Raw genomic sequence first — 17,583 nt, forward strand, 5'->3', positions numbered from 1 at the left:
CAGCGCGCCCGAACTCCAGGGTCGATACGTCGCCGATTACCGCCCGAACGGCGACAGGTTCGGCCCCATCGACTCGCCGGAGGCGGCGCCGCTCTGCTGGATGATGTCGAACGCGGTCATCAGGTCCGTCCGGGAGACGATCCCGCAGAGCTCGCCGTCGGCGTTGACGACCGGAAGCCGCCCGACGTTCTGCTGCTGCATCGTCTGGAACGCGTCCATCGCGTCGGTCTCCGGCGTCGCGGTGTACACGTCGGTCGCCATCACGTCGTCGACGCGCATCGCGTCGCGCTCGACCTCGTCGACCGACTGGGCGTCGCCGAGCGTCACCATCCCCACCAGCGTGCCCCGGTCGACGACCGGGTAGCCCGTGTGGCGCTCGCGGAACATCCGCCGGATCAGGTCGGCGACGCTGTCGTCCGGCGAGACGGTGTGGAGCTCCTCGCCCGGCGTCATCACGTCGGCGACCGTGACGCCGCGGAACGCCGCCTTCAGGACGGTCTGCTGGGCCTCCCCCGCCGCGCCCATGTAGATGAAGAACGCCAGCGCGAGCAGGTAGAGGTTCAGCCCGGTAAAGAGCGCGAACAGCGCCAGCAGCAGCGCGAACCCTTTCCCGACCTCGGCGGCGATCTGGGTCGCGCGGGCGTGGGTTCGAGTCCGGGCCAGCAGCGCGCGCAGCACGCGCCCGCCGTCCATCGGGAACCCCGGCAGCATGTTGAACGCCGCGAGCACGACGTTCGCGAGCATCAGGTAGCCGAGGACGAACACCAGAACCGGCTGCCCCCCGCCGGCCAGGAGCGTGAAGCCGGCGTAGGCGAGCACCCCCAGCGCGACGCTGACGATCGGGCCGGCGATGGCGACCTGCAGTTCGATCTTCCAGTCCTCCGGCATCTCGGTGAACTGGGCGACGCCGCCGAGCAGCCAGAGCGTGATCGAGTCGATCTCGTAGCCGTAGTACATCGCGACCACCGAGTGGCCGAGCTCGTGGAGGAGCACGCAGGTGAACAGGCCGACGGCGGCGACGGTGCCCAACACGAACGGGGTGGAGCCGCCGGTCAGCGCGGCCGCGTCGATCCCGGCGCCGAAGGCGGGGTTCAGCACCTGGTCGACGAGGGTCCCCACGTCCGTTCCGATCAGGTACGCCAGCAGCGGCAGGATCAGCAGGAACGTGACGTTGAGTTTGATCGGGATCCCGAAGATGCTCCCCAACCGGATTCCTCGCATACTCCCCGGTTCGGGGTACGGAGTGAAAAAGGCGCGGCGCCGTCGGTACGGTTTATGCCGTCGGCGCCGAACGTCGACGTATGCGCGACACCGACCCCGTCGTGAAACGCAGTGGGGAGATCGAGTACGAACCGGTCGACGCCGCCGAGGGGCTGCGGAAGGGCGTCCTCATCGACGACTCCGACGGCGCGCCCAACTTCGCGATCCGGCGGTTCGAGCTGGACGCCGGCGCCGAGGTGCCCGAGCACACCAACGAGGTCGAACACGAGCAGTACGTGCTCGCCGGCGAGTACACCGTCGGCATCGGCGACGAGGAGCACACCGTCTCCGCGGGCGACTCGCTGCTGATCCCCGCGGGCGTCGTCCACTGGTACCGCAACGAGGGCGACCAGCCGGGGGCGTTCCTCTGTGCGGTGCCCAACGGCGACGACACGATCGAACTGGTGGAGGAGTAGCGCGCCGCGACGCCGGGTGACAGTTCCCGGCGTGATCAGTCGCCCACGCCGGGTGACAGCGTCCCGGCGCGATCAGTCGCCCACACCGGGTGACCGTTCCCGGCGTGATCAGTCGCCCGCCACGACGGCGTCGACGCCGCGCCCGCGCAGGGGCCGGCGGGTGATCGTCGTCCCGCAGTCCGGACAGGCGAGCGTGAGCCGCCCGCCCAGCTCCGTCGCCGTCTCGGACTCGTCCCAGTCGCCGTCGGGCGGGCTCTCGTGGCCACACACCGAACAGAACAGCGTCGTCTTCGAACGCGTGGAGGAGTTCATTACCGGAGCCTACCCGCTCCGGGGCCCTAAAGCCTCTGTGAGGCTGTGTTGCACCCGCACGCCACCGGTTGACGCGGGAACGGGCCGGGCCGCACCGCATGGCTGAAGTACCCGTTTCGCCTACGACCACTCGTGTCTCAGCAGGTCGCCCGCGTCGACACCCTGTTCCTCCACGAGGCCGGCGACGACTACACCGTCGTCGTCCAGCGTGACGGCTCCCGGGTGTTCCGCGGCACGCTGGAGCTGAAGGAGACCGACGCCGGGCCCCGCCCGCGGCGGTTCCTCCAGTCCGACGACGACGGCGGCGAGCCGATGCGTCCCGAGGAGTTCGTCGAGCTCGCCCGCCGCGCCGAGCGCATCCGCATCTCCGAGCAGACCTCCCCCGAGGGGCGCGAGCGCCTGCAGGCGATGCTCGACGGCTACCAGCTCGACGCGCTGGTCGTCCGCACCTGTCGCTACTGCGCCAACGCCGGCCGCTACTCGCCGATCACCGAGGAGACGGCCATCTCGGCCGATCGGGACTACATCTGTCAGGACTGCGCCGTCGAGGAGCTCGAACGGGAGCTCGCCTACAAGGGCCAGTTCACCGGCGCGGCCCAGGAGCGCCTGGAGGAGCTCCTCCTCGACGTGGGCGACCTCGACCGCATCACCGACCTCCTGCAGGGCGAGCTCGACCCCGACCTCACGAAGTTCGACACGATCTCGGCGACGACCGACGAGGTCGACCCGTACCCCACCAGCGACCTCGACCTCCACCCCGAGCTCCAGTCGATGATCGAAGAGCGGTTCGACAGTCTGCTCCCAGTCCAGAGCCTCGCCGTCGAGAACGGCCTGTTCGACGGAGAGGACCAGCTCGTCGTCTCGGCGACGGCGACGGGGAAGACCCTCGTCGGCGAGCTCGCCGGCGTCGACCGCGCGCTGAAGGGCGAGGGGAAGCTGCTGTTCCTCGTCCCGCTGGTCGCGCTCGCGAACCAGAAACACGAGGACTTCGAGGAGCGCTACGGCGACGTCCTCGACGTGACCCTCCGCGTCGGCGGCTCCCGCGTGACGGATTCGGGGGCGCAGTTCGACCCCGACGCGACGTGATCGTCGGCACCTACGAGGGGATCGACCACGGGCTCCGGACGGGCAAGGACATGGGCGACATCGGGACGGTCGTCATCGACGAGGTCCACAGCCTGAAGGAGGGCGAGCGCGGCCACCGCCTCGACGGGATGATCTCCCGGCTCAAACACTACTGCGAGCAGCGCGCGAAGGAGCGCTCGGGCTACGACGGCGCCCAGTACGTCTACCTCTCCGCGACGGTCGGCAACCCCGAGTGGCTGGCCGAACAGCTCCGGGCGACCCTGATCGAGTTCGAGGAGCGCCCCGTCCCCATCGAGCGCCACGTCACGTTCGCCGACGGCCGCGAGAAGCTCCGGATCGAGGACCGACTCGTCAGGCGGGAGTTCGACAGCAAGTCCTCGAAAGGGTACCGCGGGCAGACGATCGTCTTCACCAACTCCCGGCGGCGCTGCCACGAGATCTCCCGGAAGCTGGAGTACGACTCCGCACCCTACCACGCCGGGCTGGACTACGGGAAGCGAAAGCAGGTCGAGCGCCAGTTCGGGAACCAGGATCTCGCGGCGGTCGTCACCACCGCCGCACTCGCGGCCGGCGTCGACTTCCCGGCGTCGCAGGTGGTGTTCGACTCGCTCGCGATGGGGATCGAGTGGCTCTCCGTCCAGGAGTTCTCCCAGATGCTCGGCCGCGCGGGCCGGCCGGACTACCACGACCAGGGGAAGGTGTACCTGCTCGTCGAGCCGGACTGCAGCTACCACGGCTCGATGGAGGCGACCGAGGACGAGATCGCGTTCAAGCTGCTGAAAGGCGAGATGGAGGACGTGGCGACGGTGTACGACGAGTCCGCCGCCGCCGAGGAGACGCTGGCGAACGTCGCCGTCGCCGGCAAGCTCGCCAAGCGGCTCAACGACCGCATGATCGGCGACGTGCCGACGAAACACGCGATCGGGAAGCTGCTCGAGTGGGAGTTCATCGACGGGTTCGAAGCGACGCCGCTGGGGCGGGCCGTGACGAGCCACTTCCTCTCGCCCGACGACGCGTTCCTGATCCTCGAGGGGATCCGCAACGGGAAGAGCCCCTACGAGCAGGTCGCGGCGCTCGAACTCGCCGACCAGGAGCTGTAGCGAGCGCGGCCGGCCCGCTGAACCCGCACCCTTTTGCCGACGCCCGGAGACCGGGGTTCCGTGGCAGCGATCACGCCCGGAGTCGTCGTCGTCACCCTGATCGTGCTGGCGGCGCTGGTGCTGTTCGCGACCGAGCCGGTGCCCGTCGACATCACCGCGCTGGGGGTGATGGTGACGCTGATGCTCGTCGAGCCGCTCAGCGGCCTGCTCGCCGACGCCGGCTACCTCGCCGCCCCGGTGACGATGATCACGCCCGAGCAGGGGCTCTCCGGCTTCGCGAGCTCGGCGACGATCACCGTGCTGGCGATGTTCATCCTCAGCGAGGGGGTCCGGATGACCGGGATCGTCCAGACGCTCGGGGAGTACATCGGCCGGGTGACCGGCGACAGCGAGACCAAGCAGCTGAGCGCCGTCGTCGGCATCGTCTCGCCGGTGTCGGGGTTCATCAACAACACCGCCGCGGTCGCGATCCTGCTCCCGATGGTGACCGACGTGGCCAACCGCGGCGACACCTCGCCCTCGAAGCTCCTGCTCCCGCTGTCGTACGCGTCGATGTTCGGCGGGACGCTCACGCTGATCGGCACCTCCACGAACGTGCTCGCCAGCGACGTGGCCGCCCGGCTGGCGACGGACCCGGCGTACGCCGACACCGACCTCCACGCCCTCGGCATGTTCGAGTTCACGGGGCTGGGGGTGGTCGTGATGCTCGTCGGGATCGCCTACCTGCTGACGGTCGGCCGTTGGCTCACGCCGGCGCGCATCCCGCCGACGGACGACCTCACCGAGGAGTTCGGCGTCGGCGACTACCTCACCGAAGTGACCGTCAGGGACGACTCGCCGCTGGTCGGCAGGAAGGTGCGGGACGCGCTGGTCGAGGGCGACCTCGACGTCGACCTGCTCCAGCTGATCCGGGGCGAGGAGGTGTTCCTTGAGCCGCTGGGCCCGAAACAGATCCGGGCGGGCGACACGTTCACGCTCCGGACCGACCGCGACACGCTGCTCTCGCTGCTCGACGTGGAGGGACTGGACCTGACCGACGTGCCCGTCGACGAGGCCGAACTCGAGCAGGCCGAGGCGGGCCAGAACCTCGTCGAGGTCGTCGTCGCCCCCGGCTCGCCGCTGGTCGGCGAGTCGCTGACCTCCGTCTCCTTCCGCCAGCGCTACAACGCGACCGTGCTCGCGCTCCGGCGCGGGCGCGAGGTCGTCCGCCGGCGGATGGACCAGGTGCCGCTGAAAGTCGGCGACACGCTGCTGGTACAGGCGCCGACCGAGACCGTCGAGCGCATCGACGCCGGCAGGGAGTTCATCTTGATCGGCGAGATCGACCACCACGACTACCGCCGGGAGAAAACCGGGATCGCCATCGGCATCGTCGCCGCCGTCGTCGCGCTGGCGGGGCTGGGCGTGCTCCCGATCGTCGTCGCGGCGCTTTTGGGCTCGCTCGCGATGGTCGTCACGGGCTGTCTCGACCCCGGGGAGATCTACGAGGCGGTGCAGTGGGACGTGATCATCCTGCTCGCGGGCGTGATCCCGCTGGGGATCGCGCTCGAACGCACCGGCGCGGCGTCGCTGCTCGCGGAGGGCGTCGTCGCCTCGTCGTCGATGCTGCCGGCGATCGGCGTGCTCGCGGTGTTCTACCTGCTCACCGCGCTGCTGACCAACGTGATCAGCAACAACGCCAGCGTCGTGCTGATGATCCCCGTCGCCGTCGAGACCGCCCAGGCCGTCGGCGTCAGCGCGACCGCGTTCCTGTTCGCGGTGATGTTCGCGGCCAGCACCGCGTTCATGACGCCGGTGGGCTACCAGACGAACCTGTTCGTCTACGGGCCCGGTGGGTATCGGTTCACGGACTACGTCCGGGTCGGCGGGCCGCTCCAGCTGCTCCTGATGGGCGTGACGACCGTCGGGATCGCGGTGATGTTCGGCATCCCCGTCTGACCCCGAAACGCTTTACCGCGAGAGCCGCGGAGTTGGTGGTGCGGGACCGTGGGTTAGCCTGGTATACTTCGGGCCTTGGGTGCCCGTGACCCCGGTTCGAATCCGGGCGGTCCCATCATCTTCGATGTGGGAGCACGAGAACCGGCTTAGCCGGTTCTCGGCAGTCCCACTCTTTTCGGCTGACGAACACCGAGCAGCTCACTCCTCCGGGAGCTGCTTGATCGGCGTCTTCGACTCGCCGTTGAGGATGAGCTTCCGGTACTCGTCGGCGATGTACTTCCGCAGGATCCGCTCGGCGTGGTCGTCGGCGTCGATCGCCTGGTCGTGCTGCTGCTCCAGCGCGTTCAGGATGCGGTCGTAGGCGTGTGCCGCCTCGCTGTCGAGCGAGACGGTGATCTCACGAGCGTCGTTCATCGTCCTCCCGTGTGGTGGCCGGTTCGGTTCTCCCCACCAGCGTCGACGGCCACGCCCTCGCCCGGTCGTCTCTGGGTACGTCGGTACCTCATCGACCGGATGTTCTTCCTGTCAACGAAAAAACTTTCCCTACCGCTATCCCGACTGATAACTCGACCCACGGTAGTACCGGGCGCCGTCGCTCCTCGGTAGTTGGGTTGTGATAAGGTGCTGTGTTCAGTCGCGGTCAGGCGACAGAAGACAGATTAGTTGCGGACGAGGTTCGTCGCGCGGGGGCCCTTGTCGGCCTGTTCGATGTCGAACTCCACTTCCTGTCCCTCCTCGAGGTCGGCGCCGCCAACGTCTTCCATGTGGAAGAACACGTCGTCGTCCGCGTCCTCAGTCGAGATGAAACCGTAACCGCCCGTGTCGTTGAAGAAGTCAACTGAACCGTTTGCCATTGCAAACAAACGTACAGCCGTTCCGGGGATAACCCTTGCGAGGGTCGTGGTACCACGATCTACCGCTCGGCCAGCGCGCGCACCACCATCTGCAGCACGTGGACGAACACCCCGGCGACCGCGACGTACAGCCCCACGGACTGCATCGCCGGGCGGCCGCGGCTCTCCCGGACCTGCCACATCTCGTACCCCAGTCGGAGCAGGAAGCCGAGGAAGATGAGCGCGAACGCGGCGACGCCGACGACGGGGACGAACGTCGCGACGAGGAGCGCGCCCAGCCCGCCGAGGAACGCGTACGTCGCCCAGCGGCCGTAGTGGTCGAACTGCGTGCCCGAGCGCAGGTAGACGTACGTCCCGATCAGCGCCGTCATGGCGACGACGACGGCGCCGGTGATCGCCAGCGCGGGGACGCGGGCTCCCTCGGAGAGGAAGGCGAGCACGCCGCCGCCGAACGCGCCGAAGGCGAGTTCGAGCACGACCACGCCGGCCATCGCCAGCCCCATCGAGTCGTTCTCGAACCCGCGTTCGGCCACCATCTGCCCGCCGGTGATCAGCGCGCCGTACACCAGCGCGCCGACGATCGGGATCGAGAACACGATCTGGTTCACCCGCGCCAGCGGCGTCGCCGCCGCGAGGTACATCACGAACACGTTCAGCAGCATCAGCCCCGTCGCGCCGCCGACGACGCCCCACTCCCGGGTCGAGAGCAGGAACCCTCGCTCGGTCGTGGTCTCGTAGCTCATAGCAATCGATACCGCCAGCGCACCGAAAAGCGTTGTCGCCGTTCCGGCGACGCGGCGCCACCTCTGGATCTCTGCCTCCGACCTCTGAATTCCCGCCCCCGAACTCTTGTAGGAGGGCGCGCCAGGCCGCGTATGGCGACGAAATCGCGCGGTCGAAAACCGTGGCACAGCGGCGCGTTCACACCCCAACGGCAACGCTTAACCGTCGGCTGTGCTACCTGCCGCTACGAATGAGTGCCATCGAGGACGTCCACGAGGAGTTGGACGCCGACGTCTCCGCCGAGGAGTTCGAGGAGATGGTGGCGGAGAAGGTCGAGGAGATGGGTGGCCTCGCGGACGACGAGACGGCGGCGATGCTCGTCGCCCACGAGCTCGAGGACGAGGGCGGCGAGGTCGAGAGCGTCGCCGACGTCGAACCGGGCATGGACGACGTGAAGTTCGTCGCCAAGCTCGTCTCGATCGGCGAGAAACGCACGTTCGAGCGCGACGGCGACCAGCCCGACGGCCAGGTCGTCAACACCGAGGTCGCCGACGAGTCCGGCCGGATCCGGCTCTCGCTGTGGGACGAGATGGCCGAGTCCGCCCTCGAAGAACTGGAAGAGGGCGACGTGCTCCGGATCGCGGGCCGGCCGAAGGAGGGGTACAACGGCGTCGAAGTCTCCGCGGACAAGGCCGAGATCGACCCCGACGTGGAGATCGACGTGTCGCTGTCCGACAGCTACACCGTCGAGGAGCTCTCGATGGGACTCTCGGACGTGACCCTCGTCGGGAAGCTGCTCGACGTGGACGACGACTACCGCACGTTCGACCGCGACGACGGCACCGAGGGCCGGGTCGGCAACGTCGCGATCGGCGACGAGACCGGCCGCATCCGCGTGACGCTCTGGGACGAGGGACCGACCTCCTCGAGGAGCTCGACGCGGGCGCCGTGGTCGAGGTCGTCGACGGCTACGTCCGCGAGCGCGAGGGCGACCTCGAACTCCACGTCGGCTCCCGCGGCACGATCGAGGAAGTCGACGAGGACGTGGAGTACGTCCCCGAGACGACCGACATCGACGAGGTGGAGATGGGCGACACCGTCGACATCGCCGGCGCGGTGATCGAGACCGACGAGAAGCGCACGTTCGACCGCGACGACGGCTCGCAGGGGCAGGTCCGGAACGTCCGCGTGCGGGACGACACCGGCGACATCCGGGTCGCGCTCTGGGGCGAGAAGGCCGACCGGAGCATCGACCTCGCCGACCGCGTCGCGTTCACCGACGTGGAGATCCAGGACGGCTGGCAGGACGAGCTCGAGGCCTCCGCCGGCTGGCAGTCGACCGTCTCGATCCTCGACGGCGAGGCCGACGTCGAGACGCCCGACGCCGGCGGCGAGAAGACGCCGCCGGCCGCCGACCAGGGCGGGCTCTCGGCGTTCGGCGAGGACGGCGACGGGGCCGACGAGCTCCGCGATGACGACGGATCCGGCGGCGACAGCGACGGCCAAGAGGTCGAGTTCACCGGCACGGTCGTCCAGTCGGGCAGCCCCGTCGTCGTCGACAACGGCGAGGAGACCCGAAGCGTCGAGACCGGCGAGAGCGTCCAGCTCGGCGAGGAAGTGACGGTCCGCGGCGTCGAGCGCGACGGCCGGATCGACGCCGACGAACTGCTCTGAGCCGGCCGCGTTCGGGCCGGAGGGACACACTTAGGTTTCGCCCGTTACACTCGCAGACCGATGGATCGTTCCTCGCTCCCCGATGCCCTCCGCCGAACCGACGACACGGTCAGGGCGGTCGTCGCCGTCGTCGCGGCGGGGCTGGTCGCACGCCTGCTGTTTCTCGGCCAGCGCGTCGCTCACTTCGACGAGGGACGCGTCGCCTACTGGGCGCTGCACTACCTCGAGACCGGCGAGATCAGCTACCGCTACATCGTCCACGGGCCGCTGGCGCAGTACGCGAACGCCTGGGTGTTCAGCGCCCTCGGCCCGACCGACTTCTCGATGCGCCTGTTCGTCGCCGTCGTCGGCGCGCTCCTCCCGCTGTCGGCGCTGCTGTTCCGCGGCCGCCTGAGCGACCTCGAGACGGTGCTGGTGGCCGTGTTGCTCTCGTTCAACCCGATCCTGCTGTACTACTCCCGGTTCTACCGGAGCTCGCTGCTGGTCGCGGCGTTCATGTTCGTCGCGTTCGGCTTCGGCCTCCGCGCGCTCGACGACGCCCGGCCGCGCCTGCTCTACCCCGCCTTCGCGTTCGGCGCGCTGGGCTTCGCGGCCAAGGAGAACGCGCTGGTGTACCTGATGTGCTGGGTCGGCGCCGGCGCGCTCCTGCTCGACTTCTCGCTGATGAACCCCCGGAACTACGACTCGGGGCTCGACGCCGTCGCCGCCCGTGTCGACCCGTACGTCGACGCGCTCTCGGGCCCCGAGCGATCGACCGACGTGCTCCTCTGGGCGGCGGTGTCGGCGCTGACGCTGCTCGTGCTGGGCTACGCGGCCCTCTCGGGGTGGCCGCTGACCGCCAGCGTCGCCGCGCTGGTGCTGCTCGTCGCGGTGACGATGCTGGTCGACCTCGTCCACCCGGAGGGCGCGGCGATCCGCTGGGGCGGCGCGCTGCTGGGGAGCGTGGGGCTGTTCGTCCTGGTCTCGCTGTTCTTCTACGCGCCCCGGACCGTCGGCGCCGGCGTCGGCCTCTGGGACGCCGTGTTCGACCCCACCCGGCTCCCCGCCCTGCTCGACGCGACCTGGGGCGACATCCGGCCGGGGCTGGAGTACTGGTTCGGCGGCAGCGTCGAACCCAAATGCGGCAAGGAGACGGTGATCGGCGGCTACGTCTGCTTCCTCGAGCACACGTTCGGCGTGCTGGCGAACTACGCGCTCGTCGTCGTCCCGTTCGCCGCGGTTGGGTTCCTCGTCGCCCGCTACGGCGGCGACCGACCGCGCCCGCTGGTGATGTTCGCGGGCTACTGGGGGTTCGTCAGCATCCTCGGCTACCCGCTGGCGACGGACATCCGCGCCGGCTGGATCATGGTGAACGCGATCGTGCCGCTGGCGATCCCCGCCGCCGTCGCGCTGGCGCTGGTGGTCCGCACCGGCTGGCAGTCGCTGGCCGCCGAGGACCGCGTCGGCACGGTTGCGAGCGCGGCGCTGGTGGTGCTCGTCGTCGGCGCCATGCTCGTGCCGGCCGCGTCGGCCGCCTACGTCAGCCCCGCCGCCGACGACAACGAGCTCGTGCAGTACGCCCAGCCCCAGCAGGAGTTCCGAGCGACGTTCGACGACGTCGGCGCGATCGCGCCGACCCACGAGGGGACCGACCTCCTGATCTACGGTAGCGAGCTCGTCGTCGAACCCGGCACCGGCGGCGGGATGGCGCCGGAGTGTCTCAACCTCGGGCACGCGCTCCCCCTCCACTGGTACGTCGCCGCCGACGACGTGACCACCGAGTGCGCGTACAACGAAACCGAGCTCGAAAACCGGATCGAGGAGGACCGCCCCGCGGTCGTCATCGCCCACGTGAACCGCGACGGCGCGGTGACCGCCGCGCTGGAGGGCGAGGGCGACTACGAGCGCCGGCGTCACCACCTCCGAACGATCGGGCGGGAGGTGGTCGTGTTCGTCGACGAGGACGCCCTCGCCGCGGCCGAGAGCCGATGACCACCGTCCTCGCCGGCGCGGCCGCGCACAACGCCGGCGAGTACGCCGTCGCCAGGGTGATCTGGGCGGGCGAGGCACCCGTGGATCCGGGCGCCGATCCCGACGACGCCAAGACAGCCGACGAGCCCAGCGACGACCTGCGCGACGGCCTCGCCGCCTTCGCGACCGCGGTGACCGCGAGCCGCCGCGGCGACTGGAGCTCGGCGCTCGACGCGGCGACGGACGCGGAGCTGGCGCTCGATTCGCTCACGGAGGGTCGCGAGGTCGACCTCGGCCCGATCCGGCGCTGGCTGGCGGCGTTCGGCGCCGACCCCGAAGTCGCCGAGCGCTCGCCGCCGCCGACGGTCGCCGTCGACGGCGACCGGCCGACCCCGGGTGAACTCCCGCTGTCGGCGGCGGCGGTCGTCGCCGGCGCCGTCGCGGCGGCCCGGGGCGACGACCCGGCTGTGGTCGCCGACGCGCTCCGGTTCGCCCGCGACGACGAGCGCCCCGAGAGCACGCGCTACGCGACGTTCCTCCGGGACTACGCCGGCGCCGAGCCGAGCGGGCGGGCGATCGTGTTCGAGCGCCTCGCGGGCGTCGTCGCCCGGCAGCGACGGAAGGAGGACGACGTGGAGGGGCTGTTCGAGTGAGCGCGTCGACGGGCGCCGACCGCGCTCAGTCGACGAGTTCGACGGGGTCGCCGACGCGGAGCGTCCGGCCGCGGTCACGGTCGGGCACCCGGGCGATCAGCATCAGCGTGTAGAAGTGGTCGAACGCGTCGGCGTCGGCCCACTCGGGGAACGTCTCCTCGCGCCGCGTGACGAACCGCTCCCGGAACTCGGGGGTCGGCTCGCCGGTCTCGGGGTCGCGCTCGGGCACCACGCAGCGGGCGCACGGCGTCGCGCCCTCGAGCCGCAACCCGCCGACCTCGAACGCGGGGGCGTCGTCGCCGACGAAGCGGTCCTCCCAGAACGCCGGCACGCCCGATATCTCGAGGTTCGCCCGCAGGCGTCGCCGGGCGCTTTCGACCGTCATCCCGTCGAACCACGAGGCGACCGCCTCGAGCGTGGCGGTGCTGACGACCGAGGGGCCCATCCCCCGGCGGTCGACGAAGCCGAGCGAGCCGTTCCGCCGGAGGGTGAGCTCGTGGTCGAACAGATCCGAGAACCACGTCGACGCGGCCTCGCGCTCGCTGTCGAGGTCGAACGTCCGGTGGTCGCTCCCGATCTCGAGGGTCAGCTCCGCGCTCTCGGGGTCGTACTCGGCGTCGAGCTCGTGGAAGCGGTCACTGTGTTTGGCGTTGAACACGCCGTTCTCGTGGGGGCTGCCGTCGACGTCGTCGTCCGCGTCGGCGTCGAACAGCGCGTACTCCCGGTCGCCGGCGAGCGTGCCGCCGTCGAGCAGCTCGGCGGCGTCGACCTCGACGGCGTCGAGCCCCTTGACTGGGTAGATCCGGACGCGTTCGAGTGTGGCCATGGGCGGAACAGGGCGGCCGGGGCCATAGGCGTTCGTCCCGACCACGTTCGCGTCCGCGCTTAAGTGTCACTGGCCCGTACTGTCGGTCGATGGTTTCCACCGGCGATCCCGCACCAGTGTTCACGGCGACGAGAGGGACGAGCGACCACGAGGCGTTCGACCTCGACGACCAGCTCGGCGACGGGCCGGTCGTGCTCGCCTTCTTCCCGGGGGCGTTCACGCCGCCCTGCACCAACGAGATGGTCGCGCTCCAGGCGCGGATCGACGCGTTCGAGTCGGCCGGCGCGACGGTGTTCGGCGTCAGCGCCGACTCGCCGTTCGCCCAGGGGGCCTTCCGGGACGAGCACGGCATCGAGTTCGACCTCGTGAGCGACACGGCCGGCGAGGCGATCCGTGCGTACGGGCTGGAGATGGACATCCCGGATCTCGGCCTCTACGGCATCGCGAACCGCGCGGTGTTCGTGATCGACGACGAGGGGGCGGTGACGTACTCGTGGGTCGCCGACGACCCGACGAACGAACCGCCGTACGACGACGTGATCGCGGCGGCAGAAGGGGCGTAGCTACTCGCCGTCGACTCCCTCTTTCGGCTCGCCCTCGAACGTGTACTCCGCGGAGTTGTCCACGGGCTCGTAGCCGAGCACTTCCTTCGCGCGCTCGATGGAGTAGTACTTGCGGTCGTTGTCGGAGATGCCGTAGACGATCTCGTAGCCGTAGTCGGCTCGCAGACAGCGGTCGAACAGGTGGGCGCAGTCGCGGTGGGAGAGCCACATCGCCTGCCCGCGCTCGTACTCCCGCGGGGGGTGGCCCTCGGTGAGGTTGCCGATCCGGACACAGACCACGTCGAGGTCGGCGTGGTCGTGGTAGTAGCGCCCGAGCGTCTCGCCGCTGGCCTTCGAGACGCCGTAGAGGTTCGACGGCCGGGGGAGCTCGCTGCCGTCGAGCCGGTAGTCGTCGTCGGTGCGGTACATCGCCGGCGTGCGCTCGTCGGTCTCGTAGGCGCCGACGGCGTGGTTCGAGGAGGCGAAGGCGACCTTCTCGACGCCCGTCTCGACCGCCGCCGAGAACACGGTCTGCGTGCCGTCGATGTTGTTCGCGAGCACCGAGTCCCACGGCGCGTCGGGCCGGGGGTCGCCCGCGAGGTGGATCACGGCGTTGCAGTCGGCCATCGCGTTCGCGACGGCCGCGTCGTCGGTCACGTCGGCGACGACCGTCGCGGACTCGGGGACGCCGTGGCGGCGGTCCTCGGGGATCGGCTCCCGGTCGAGCAGTCGCCAGTCGTACTCGTCGGCGAGCCGGGAGAGGATCGCCTGCCCCACGCGGCCGCCGGCACCCGTCAGCAGGACCGGGTCGTCCATTCGGTTGCGTATGCGGTTAGCGGGGGTAAATACGGTGCGGTCCGGCCGCCACAGTCAGCGGCCGTCGTCGCTCGCCTCGAGCGCGTCGACGCGGCGTTCGAGCCGGTCCAGTCGCTCGGCCTGTTCGGCCGTCGCCGCCTCGATCTCGGCGCTGATCGCGTGTCGCAGCCACACGTAGCCGAACGCGACGGCGAAGAAGCCGACGACGGGGAGGATCCAGAGTTCGACCATACCCCGGCATCTCGCCGCCGGCACAAAGCGCTCCCGACACCGCTTTCCCGCGTCGCTGCCGACCCGCAGGCATGACCGACGCGCCCACCGACGCCCAGCAGGCCTGCTTCGAGGCCGGCATCAAGTTCGGCTCGCTGTACCACCAGTTCGCCGGCACCCCCGTCTCGCCGGCCAGCACCGACAGCCTCGAGACGGCGATCGAGGAGGCGATCGAGAACCAGCCGTACTGCGAGTCCGTCGCCGTCGACGTGCTCGAGGACCGCGTCGCCGACGCGATCGACCACGACGAGGGGTACGCAGAGCTCACTGGCAGCCTCATGGAGGTCGAGATGCGCATCGACTACGAGGGGACCGAGGTACGGACCCGGATGGCGATGGAGGACGGCTACCCGCGGATGCGGCTCGTCGCGATCGAGGACTGACCGGGCGGGGTGAAACTGATCGGCGCTTCCCGGCTGATCTCCGGGCTGAACCGGTTTCGGCCGCCGTTTTCAGTTCCACTCTGTGGCGACCTTTTTACCACACGGCCGTGCAATCTGTGGCCATGAGTCAGACCACGTTCGACGAGGACGACCTGTTCGGCGAGGCCGCCGCGGAGATGCGGGGGGAGGTCGAGAGCCACCTCGCGGACGCCCGCGAGTCGCTGCCGGCCGCCGACGCCGTCTGGGAGATCGAGTCCGACAACGCGCTCGGCGCGCTCAACTCCCTCAAGTCCGCGCTCGACACCGGCGACGCCGCCGACCACCTCCGGGCGGCGAAGAAGCAGTACGTGATGGGCGAGCGCGCCGACGCCTTCGAGGACGCCGACGATCTGGAAGCGGAGATCGACGACTTGGAGGCGCTCATCGAGGAGATCCAGGAGGCCCACGAGGACGTGAGCGACCTCGCGGGCACGCTGCCGGAGATCCGCTCCGAGCTGCAGGACGCCGCGGGCGGCGACGAGGACGACGAGTAGCTACGCGGTCCGCTCCCGGAGCGCCGCCAGCAGGTCGACCAGCGCGTCGGTCGCCAGTTCCTTCAGCTCTCTTCCCCGCGCAGCGTCGCCCTCGCTCGGGTCGCCGACGACGCCGTTCTCGGTGAACTCGTCGCTGTCGACGGCGAGGTTGACGCCCGCGACCCAGTCGCCCCAGCGCTCGCTCCCGTGCTCGCGGGCCTCGTCGACGCGGTTCTCCCGGACGAGGTCGGGCTGTTCGTGTCGCAGGAACGCTGTCTCCAGTGGGCCGGCGTGGCCCATGTCGCCGCTGTGCTCGCCGACGGCGTCGAACCAGGTGAACGGCGCGACCCGGGCCACCCCGTCGCGGGTCAGGCGGGCGGCGACCTCCCGGAGCGCGTCGACGTTGCCGCCGTGGCCGTTGGCCAGCACGACCGCGTCCGGCCCGTCGCCGCCGGCGAGGCTCTCGACGGTCTCCCGGACGTACGCGCGGAACGTGTCCGGCGTCACCCAGAGCGTGCCGTCGAACGCGCGGTGTTCCTCGCTGATCCCGACCGGAATCGTCGGCGCGACCAGCACGGACTCGCCCGTCTCGGCCTCGTAGGCGTCGGCGCCGGCGTCGGCGACGGCCTCGGCGGTGAACGCGTCGGTCCCCAGCGGCGCGTGCGGACCGTGGCCCTCGGTCGAACCGACCGGGAGCACCGCGAGGTCGGCGTCGGCGTCGCGAACGTCGGTCCAGGTGGCGTCGGCGAGGCGCATACCCGGCGGTGGGAGTGGCTGACGCTTGTAGGCTGTGGGTCCGGTGTCGCAGTGCAGAGGGGGATGGATTCACACAACTACGGCAGACGCTCCGAGGTTCCAGCACGAAGGCTGGAACCGGTCGCGAGCCGTAGTTGACTCCGCACAGCCACGGCAGACGCTCCGATCGAGCGGCCGACGCCGCTCGCTGTTCGCGAGCCGTGGCTGGCTTAGAAGAACGTCACGACCTCGATCAGCCCCAGCGTCACCAGCAGGCGCCCGACGCTGCCGACGAACGTCGCCACCGCGAACCGGTAGTAGTCCTCCTCGAGCACCGAGAAGGCGTAGATCGACAGCGTGTCGGGGAACGTCGGGACACAGAGCGCGAGCGCGAGGCCCCCGTAGCCGTACTTCTTCGCGAGCTGGACCACCTTCTTCTCGGACCACTCGACCACGTCGAACCGCGACCGACGCAGCGCGCGGGTCACGGGGCCGGACTCCTTGGCCTCCTGGCCGATGTGGAACGCGAACACGGAGCCGGCGGCCTTGCCGACGCCGGAGACGAGGATGATCACCGCGAGCCGCATCGTCTGGCTCAGCCCCAGATCCAGCGGCGCCGCCAGCACGATCTCGCTCACGCCCGGGAGGGCGAACGCGATCAGGAACGAGTAGATGAAGATCGCCACCAGGCCGACCGGGCCGGTGGCGGTCTCGACGAGCTGGGAGAGCGGGCCGCCGGAAGCGGTGTGCTGGAGCAGGACCGTGAGAGGGGCGGCGAGCGGGTCGAAGCCGGGGACCGTCAGCACGCCTAGCCATCCGCCCTGCGCCGACCTAAGTCTTCAGGTTCGGGACCGCTCCGCGCCGTCGTCGCCGTCGCCCGAGAGCGCGTCGGTGACCGGGATCTCTGTCGCGTCCGACGCCTCGGACTCGCCGAACCCCGCCGAGAGCACGCGCGTCAGCGCCTGCTCGACGCTCTCGTCGGTCTCCTCGTACTCGTCGGGGTCGACCTCGACGACGAACCCCGTGGTGATGTTCGGCGCGGTCGGGAGGAACAGCACGTCCCGGCCGTCCGAGGTGCGCTGGCCGGTTTTGAACGCGGTCATCCGCATCCCGTTCCAGGGTTCGAGCTTCACCGGCTGCTGGAGGTCGCTCGCGCCCGAGACCGCGGTCTCGACCGCCAGCTTCGAGGCGTTGTACAGCACCCGGATCCCCGGGACGCGGTTCACCACGTCGTCGAACAGCCCCTCGGCGATCCGGCCCATCTGGGTGCGCATCAGGTAGCCCGCCGCGAGCGTGACCGTCACGAACAGCCCCAGCGTCAGCCCGAGCTCCAGCGCCATCGCCGCCGCCTCGAGCGTGATCGGCGCCGGCACGAGCCCCGGCGGGATCTGGTCCGGCGGCACGTTCAGCGGCAGGCCGAGCAGGTGGCCGATCAGCCAGCGCAGCACCAGCAGCAACACCAGCACCGGGAGGACGACGATCAGGCCGCTGGCGAAATCTCGCTTCCACCGAGTCATTCGTCTACACCTGTCG

At 70.1% G+C, this 17,583-nt stretch carries 18 protein-coding genes, 1 tRNA gene and 2 pseudogenes; 10 read left to right on the forward strand and 11 right to left on the reverse strand.

What is annotated here, in order from left to right; genetic code table 11:
* Positions 1–36: 36 nt before the first annotated feature.
* Entirely contained in the window at positions 37–1,221 is a 1,185-nt protein-coding gene (locus ACP95_RS13955; RefSeq protein WP_049981785.1) for a CBS domain-containing protein, read from the reverse strand.
* An 80-nt stretch (positions 1,222–1,301) separates the two neighbouring features.
* On the opposite strand from ACP95_RS13955, the gene ACP95_RS13960 reads away from it, so the two are divergent.
* Positions 1,302–1,676: a cupin domain-containing protein gene (locus tag ACP95_RS13960; protein ID WP_049981786.1), complete on the forward strand. Its 375-nt coding sequence runs from the start codon at positions 1,302–1,304 to the stop codon at positions 1,674–1,676.
* A gap of 108 nt (positions 1,677–1,784) precedes the next feature.
* Here ACP95_RS13960 and ACP95_RS13965 read toward each other — a convergent pair whose 3' ends face one another.
* Positions 1,785–1,988: a hypothetical protein gene (locus ACP95_RS13965; protein WP_049981787.1), complete on the reverse strand. Its 204-nt coding sequence runs from the start codon at positions 1,986–1,988 to the stop codon at positions 1,785–1,787.
* 132 nt (positions 1,989–2,120) lie between these two features.
* Here ACP95_RS13965 and ACP95_RS13970 point away from each other — a divergent pair.
* The 3 genes and pseudogenes from ACP95_RS13970 (at position 2,121) to ACP95_RS13980 (ending at position 6,227) form a co-directional block, all read left to right on the forward strand.
* Positions 2,121–4,174: pseudogene (locus ACP95_RS13970) on the forward strand (DEAD/DEAH box helicase).
* A 60-nt stretch (positions 4,175–4,234) separates the two neighbouring features.
* Positions 4,235–6,112: an SLC13 family permease gene (locus tag ACP95_RS13975; protein ID WP_049981788.1), complete on the forward strand. Its 1,878-nt coding sequence runs from the start codon at positions 4,235–4,237 to the stop codon at positions 6,110–6,112.
* A 42-nt stretch (positions 6,113–6,154) separates the two neighbouring features.
* Positions 6,155–6,227, forward strand: a tRNA-Pro gene (locus tag ACP95_RS13980).
* 83 nt (positions 6,228–6,310) lie between these two features.
* On the opposite strand, the gene ACP95_RS13985 is transcribed toward ACP95_RS13980, so the two are convergent.
* The 3 genes from ACP95_RS13985 to ACP95_RS13995 form a co-directional block, all read right to left on the reverse strand.
* On the reverse strand, positions 6,311–6,526 hold the full coding sequence (locus ACP95_RS13985) for a hypothetical protein (RefSeq protein ID WP_049981789.1): 216 nt from the start codon (positions 6,524–6,526) through the stop codon (positions 6,311–6,313).
* A 245-nt stretch (positions 6,527–6,771) separates the two neighbouring features.
* The gene (locus tag ACP95_RS13990) at positions 6,772–6,966 is read right to left on the reverse strand and encodes a cold-shock protein (protein WP_049981790.1); all 195 of its coding nucleotides are present in this window, start codon (positions 6,964–6,966) and stop codon (positions 6,772–6,774) included.
* Positions 6,967–7,025: 59 nt separating this feature from the next.
* Positions 7,026–7,709 carry a hypothetical protein gene (locus ACP95_RS13995; RefSeq protein ID WP_049981791.1) on the reverse strand — a complete coding sequence of 228 codons (684 nt, stop codon included), beginning with the start codon at positions 7,707–7,709 and terminating at the stop codon, positions 7,026–7,028.
* A 230-nt stretch (positions 7,710–7,939) separates the two neighbouring features.
* Between ACP95_RS13995 and ACP95_RS14000 the strand changes: the two are divergent.
* The 3 genes and pseudogenes from ACP95_RS14000 to ACP95_RS14010 all read left to right on the forward strand — a co-directional run bounded on the left by ACP95_RS14000 (position 7,940) and on the right by ACP95_RS14010 (position 11,966).
* A pseudogene (locus ACP95_RS14000) lies at positions 7,940–9,363 on the forward strand (single-stranded DNA binding protein).
* A 60-nt stretch (positions 9,364–9,423) separates the two neighbouring features.
* Positions 9,424–11,334: a flippase activity-associated protein Agl23 gene (locus tag ACP95_RS14005; RefSeq protein WP_049981792.1), complete on the forward strand. Its 1,911-nt coding sequence runs from the start codon at positions 9,424–9,426 to the stop codon at positions 11,332–11,334.
* Entirely contained in the window at positions 11,331–11,966 is a 636-nt protein-coding gene (locus tag ACP95_RS14010) for a hypothetical protein (protein ID WP_049981793.1), read from the forward strand. Before ACP95_RS14005 ends, ACP95_RS14010 begins: the two co-directional genes overlap by 4 nt.
* A 25-nt stretch (positions 11,967–11,991) precedes the next feature.
* Here ACP95_RS14010 and ACP95_RS14015 read toward each other — a convergent pair whose 3' ends face one another.
* Positions 11,992–12,792 carry an MOSC domain-containing protein gene (locus ACP95_RS14015; protein ID WP_049981794.1) on the reverse strand — a complete coding sequence of 267 codons (801 nt, stop codon included), beginning with the start codon at positions 12,790–12,792 and terminating at the stop codon, positions 11,992–11,994.
* An 89-nt stretch (positions 12,793–12,881) separates the two neighbouring features.
* Here ACP95_RS14015 and ACP95_RS14020 point away from each other — a divergent pair, with 89 nt between their 5' ends.
* The gene (locus ACP95_RS14020; protein WP_049981795.1) at positions 12,882–13,355 is read left to right on the forward strand and encodes a redoxin domain-containing protein; all 474 of its coding nucleotides are present in this window, start codon (positions 12,882–12,884) and stop codon (positions 13,353–13,355) included.
* Here the strand turns inward: ACP95_RS14020 and azf are convergent, their stop codons facing one another.
* Positions 13,356–14,150 carry an NAD-dependent glucose-6-phosphate dehydrogenase Azf gene (gene azf, locus ACP95_RS14025; protein WP_049981796.1) on the reverse strand — a complete coding sequence of 265 codons (795 nt, stop codon included), beginning with the start codon at positions 14,148–14,150 and terminating at the stop codon, positions 13,356–13,358. It lies immediately after the preceding gene.
* 54 nt (positions 14,151–14,204) lie between these two features.
* On the reverse strand, positions 14,205–14,381 hold the full coding sequence (locus ACP95_RS15840) for a hypothetical protein (RefSeq protein WP_154018552.1): 177 nt from the start codon (positions 14,379–14,381) through the stop codon (positions 14,205–14,207).
* Positions 14,382–14,452: 71 nt separating this feature from the next.
* Here ACP95_RS15840 and ACP95_RS14030 point away from each other — a divergent pair, with 71 nt between their 5' ends.
* Together ACP95_RS14030 and ACP95_RS14035 are read left to right on the forward strand one after the other, a co-directional pair.
* Positions 14,453–14,803 (forward strand): dihydroneopterin aldolase family protein, encoded by a 351-nt coding sequence (locus ACP95_RS14030; RefSeq protein ID WP_049981797.1) that lies wholly within the window; start codon positions 14,453–14,455, stop codon positions 14,801–14,803.
* Between the two features lie 122 nt (positions 14,804–14,925).
* Positions 14,926–15,336 (forward strand): DUF5790 family protein, encoded by a 411-nt coding sequence (locus ACP95_RS14035; protein WP_049981798.1) that lies wholly within the window; start codon positions 14,926–14,928, stop codon positions 15,334–15,336.
* On the opposite strand, the gene ACP95_RS14040 is transcribed toward ACP95_RS14035, so the two are convergent.
* The 3 genes from ACP95_RS14040 to ACP95_RS14050 all read right to left on the reverse strand — a co-directional run bounded on the left by ACP95_RS14040 (position 15,337) and on the right by ACP95_RS14050 (position 17,567).
* Positions 15,337–16,071, reverse strand: coding sequence for a creatininase family protein (locus ACP95_RS14040; protein ID WP_049981799.1), 735 nt, complete (start codon positions 16,069–16,071; stop codon positions 15,337–15,339).
* Between the two features lie 209 nt (positions 16,072–16,280).
* On the reverse strand, positions 16,281–16,808 hold the full coding sequence (locus ACP95_RS14045; RefSeq protein ID WP_049981820.1) for a YqaA family protein: 528 nt from the start codon (positions 16,806–16,808) through the stop codon (positions 16,281–16,283).
* Positions 16,809–16,889: 81 nt separating this feature from the next.
* On the reverse strand, positions 16,890–17,567 hold the full coding sequence (locus tag ACP95_RS14050; protein WP_049981800.1) for a DUF502 domain-containing protein: 678 nt from the start codon (positions 17,565–17,567) through the stop codon (positions 16,890–16,892).
* Positions 17,568–17,583: the final 16 nt, after the last annotated feature.

Origin of the sequence: Halolamina rubra, assembly GCF_000739555.1 — an archaeon.
In the GTDB taxonomy this organism is placed as follows: Archaea; Halobacteriota; Halobacteria; order Halobacteriales; family Haloferacaceae; genus Halolamina; species Halolamina rubra.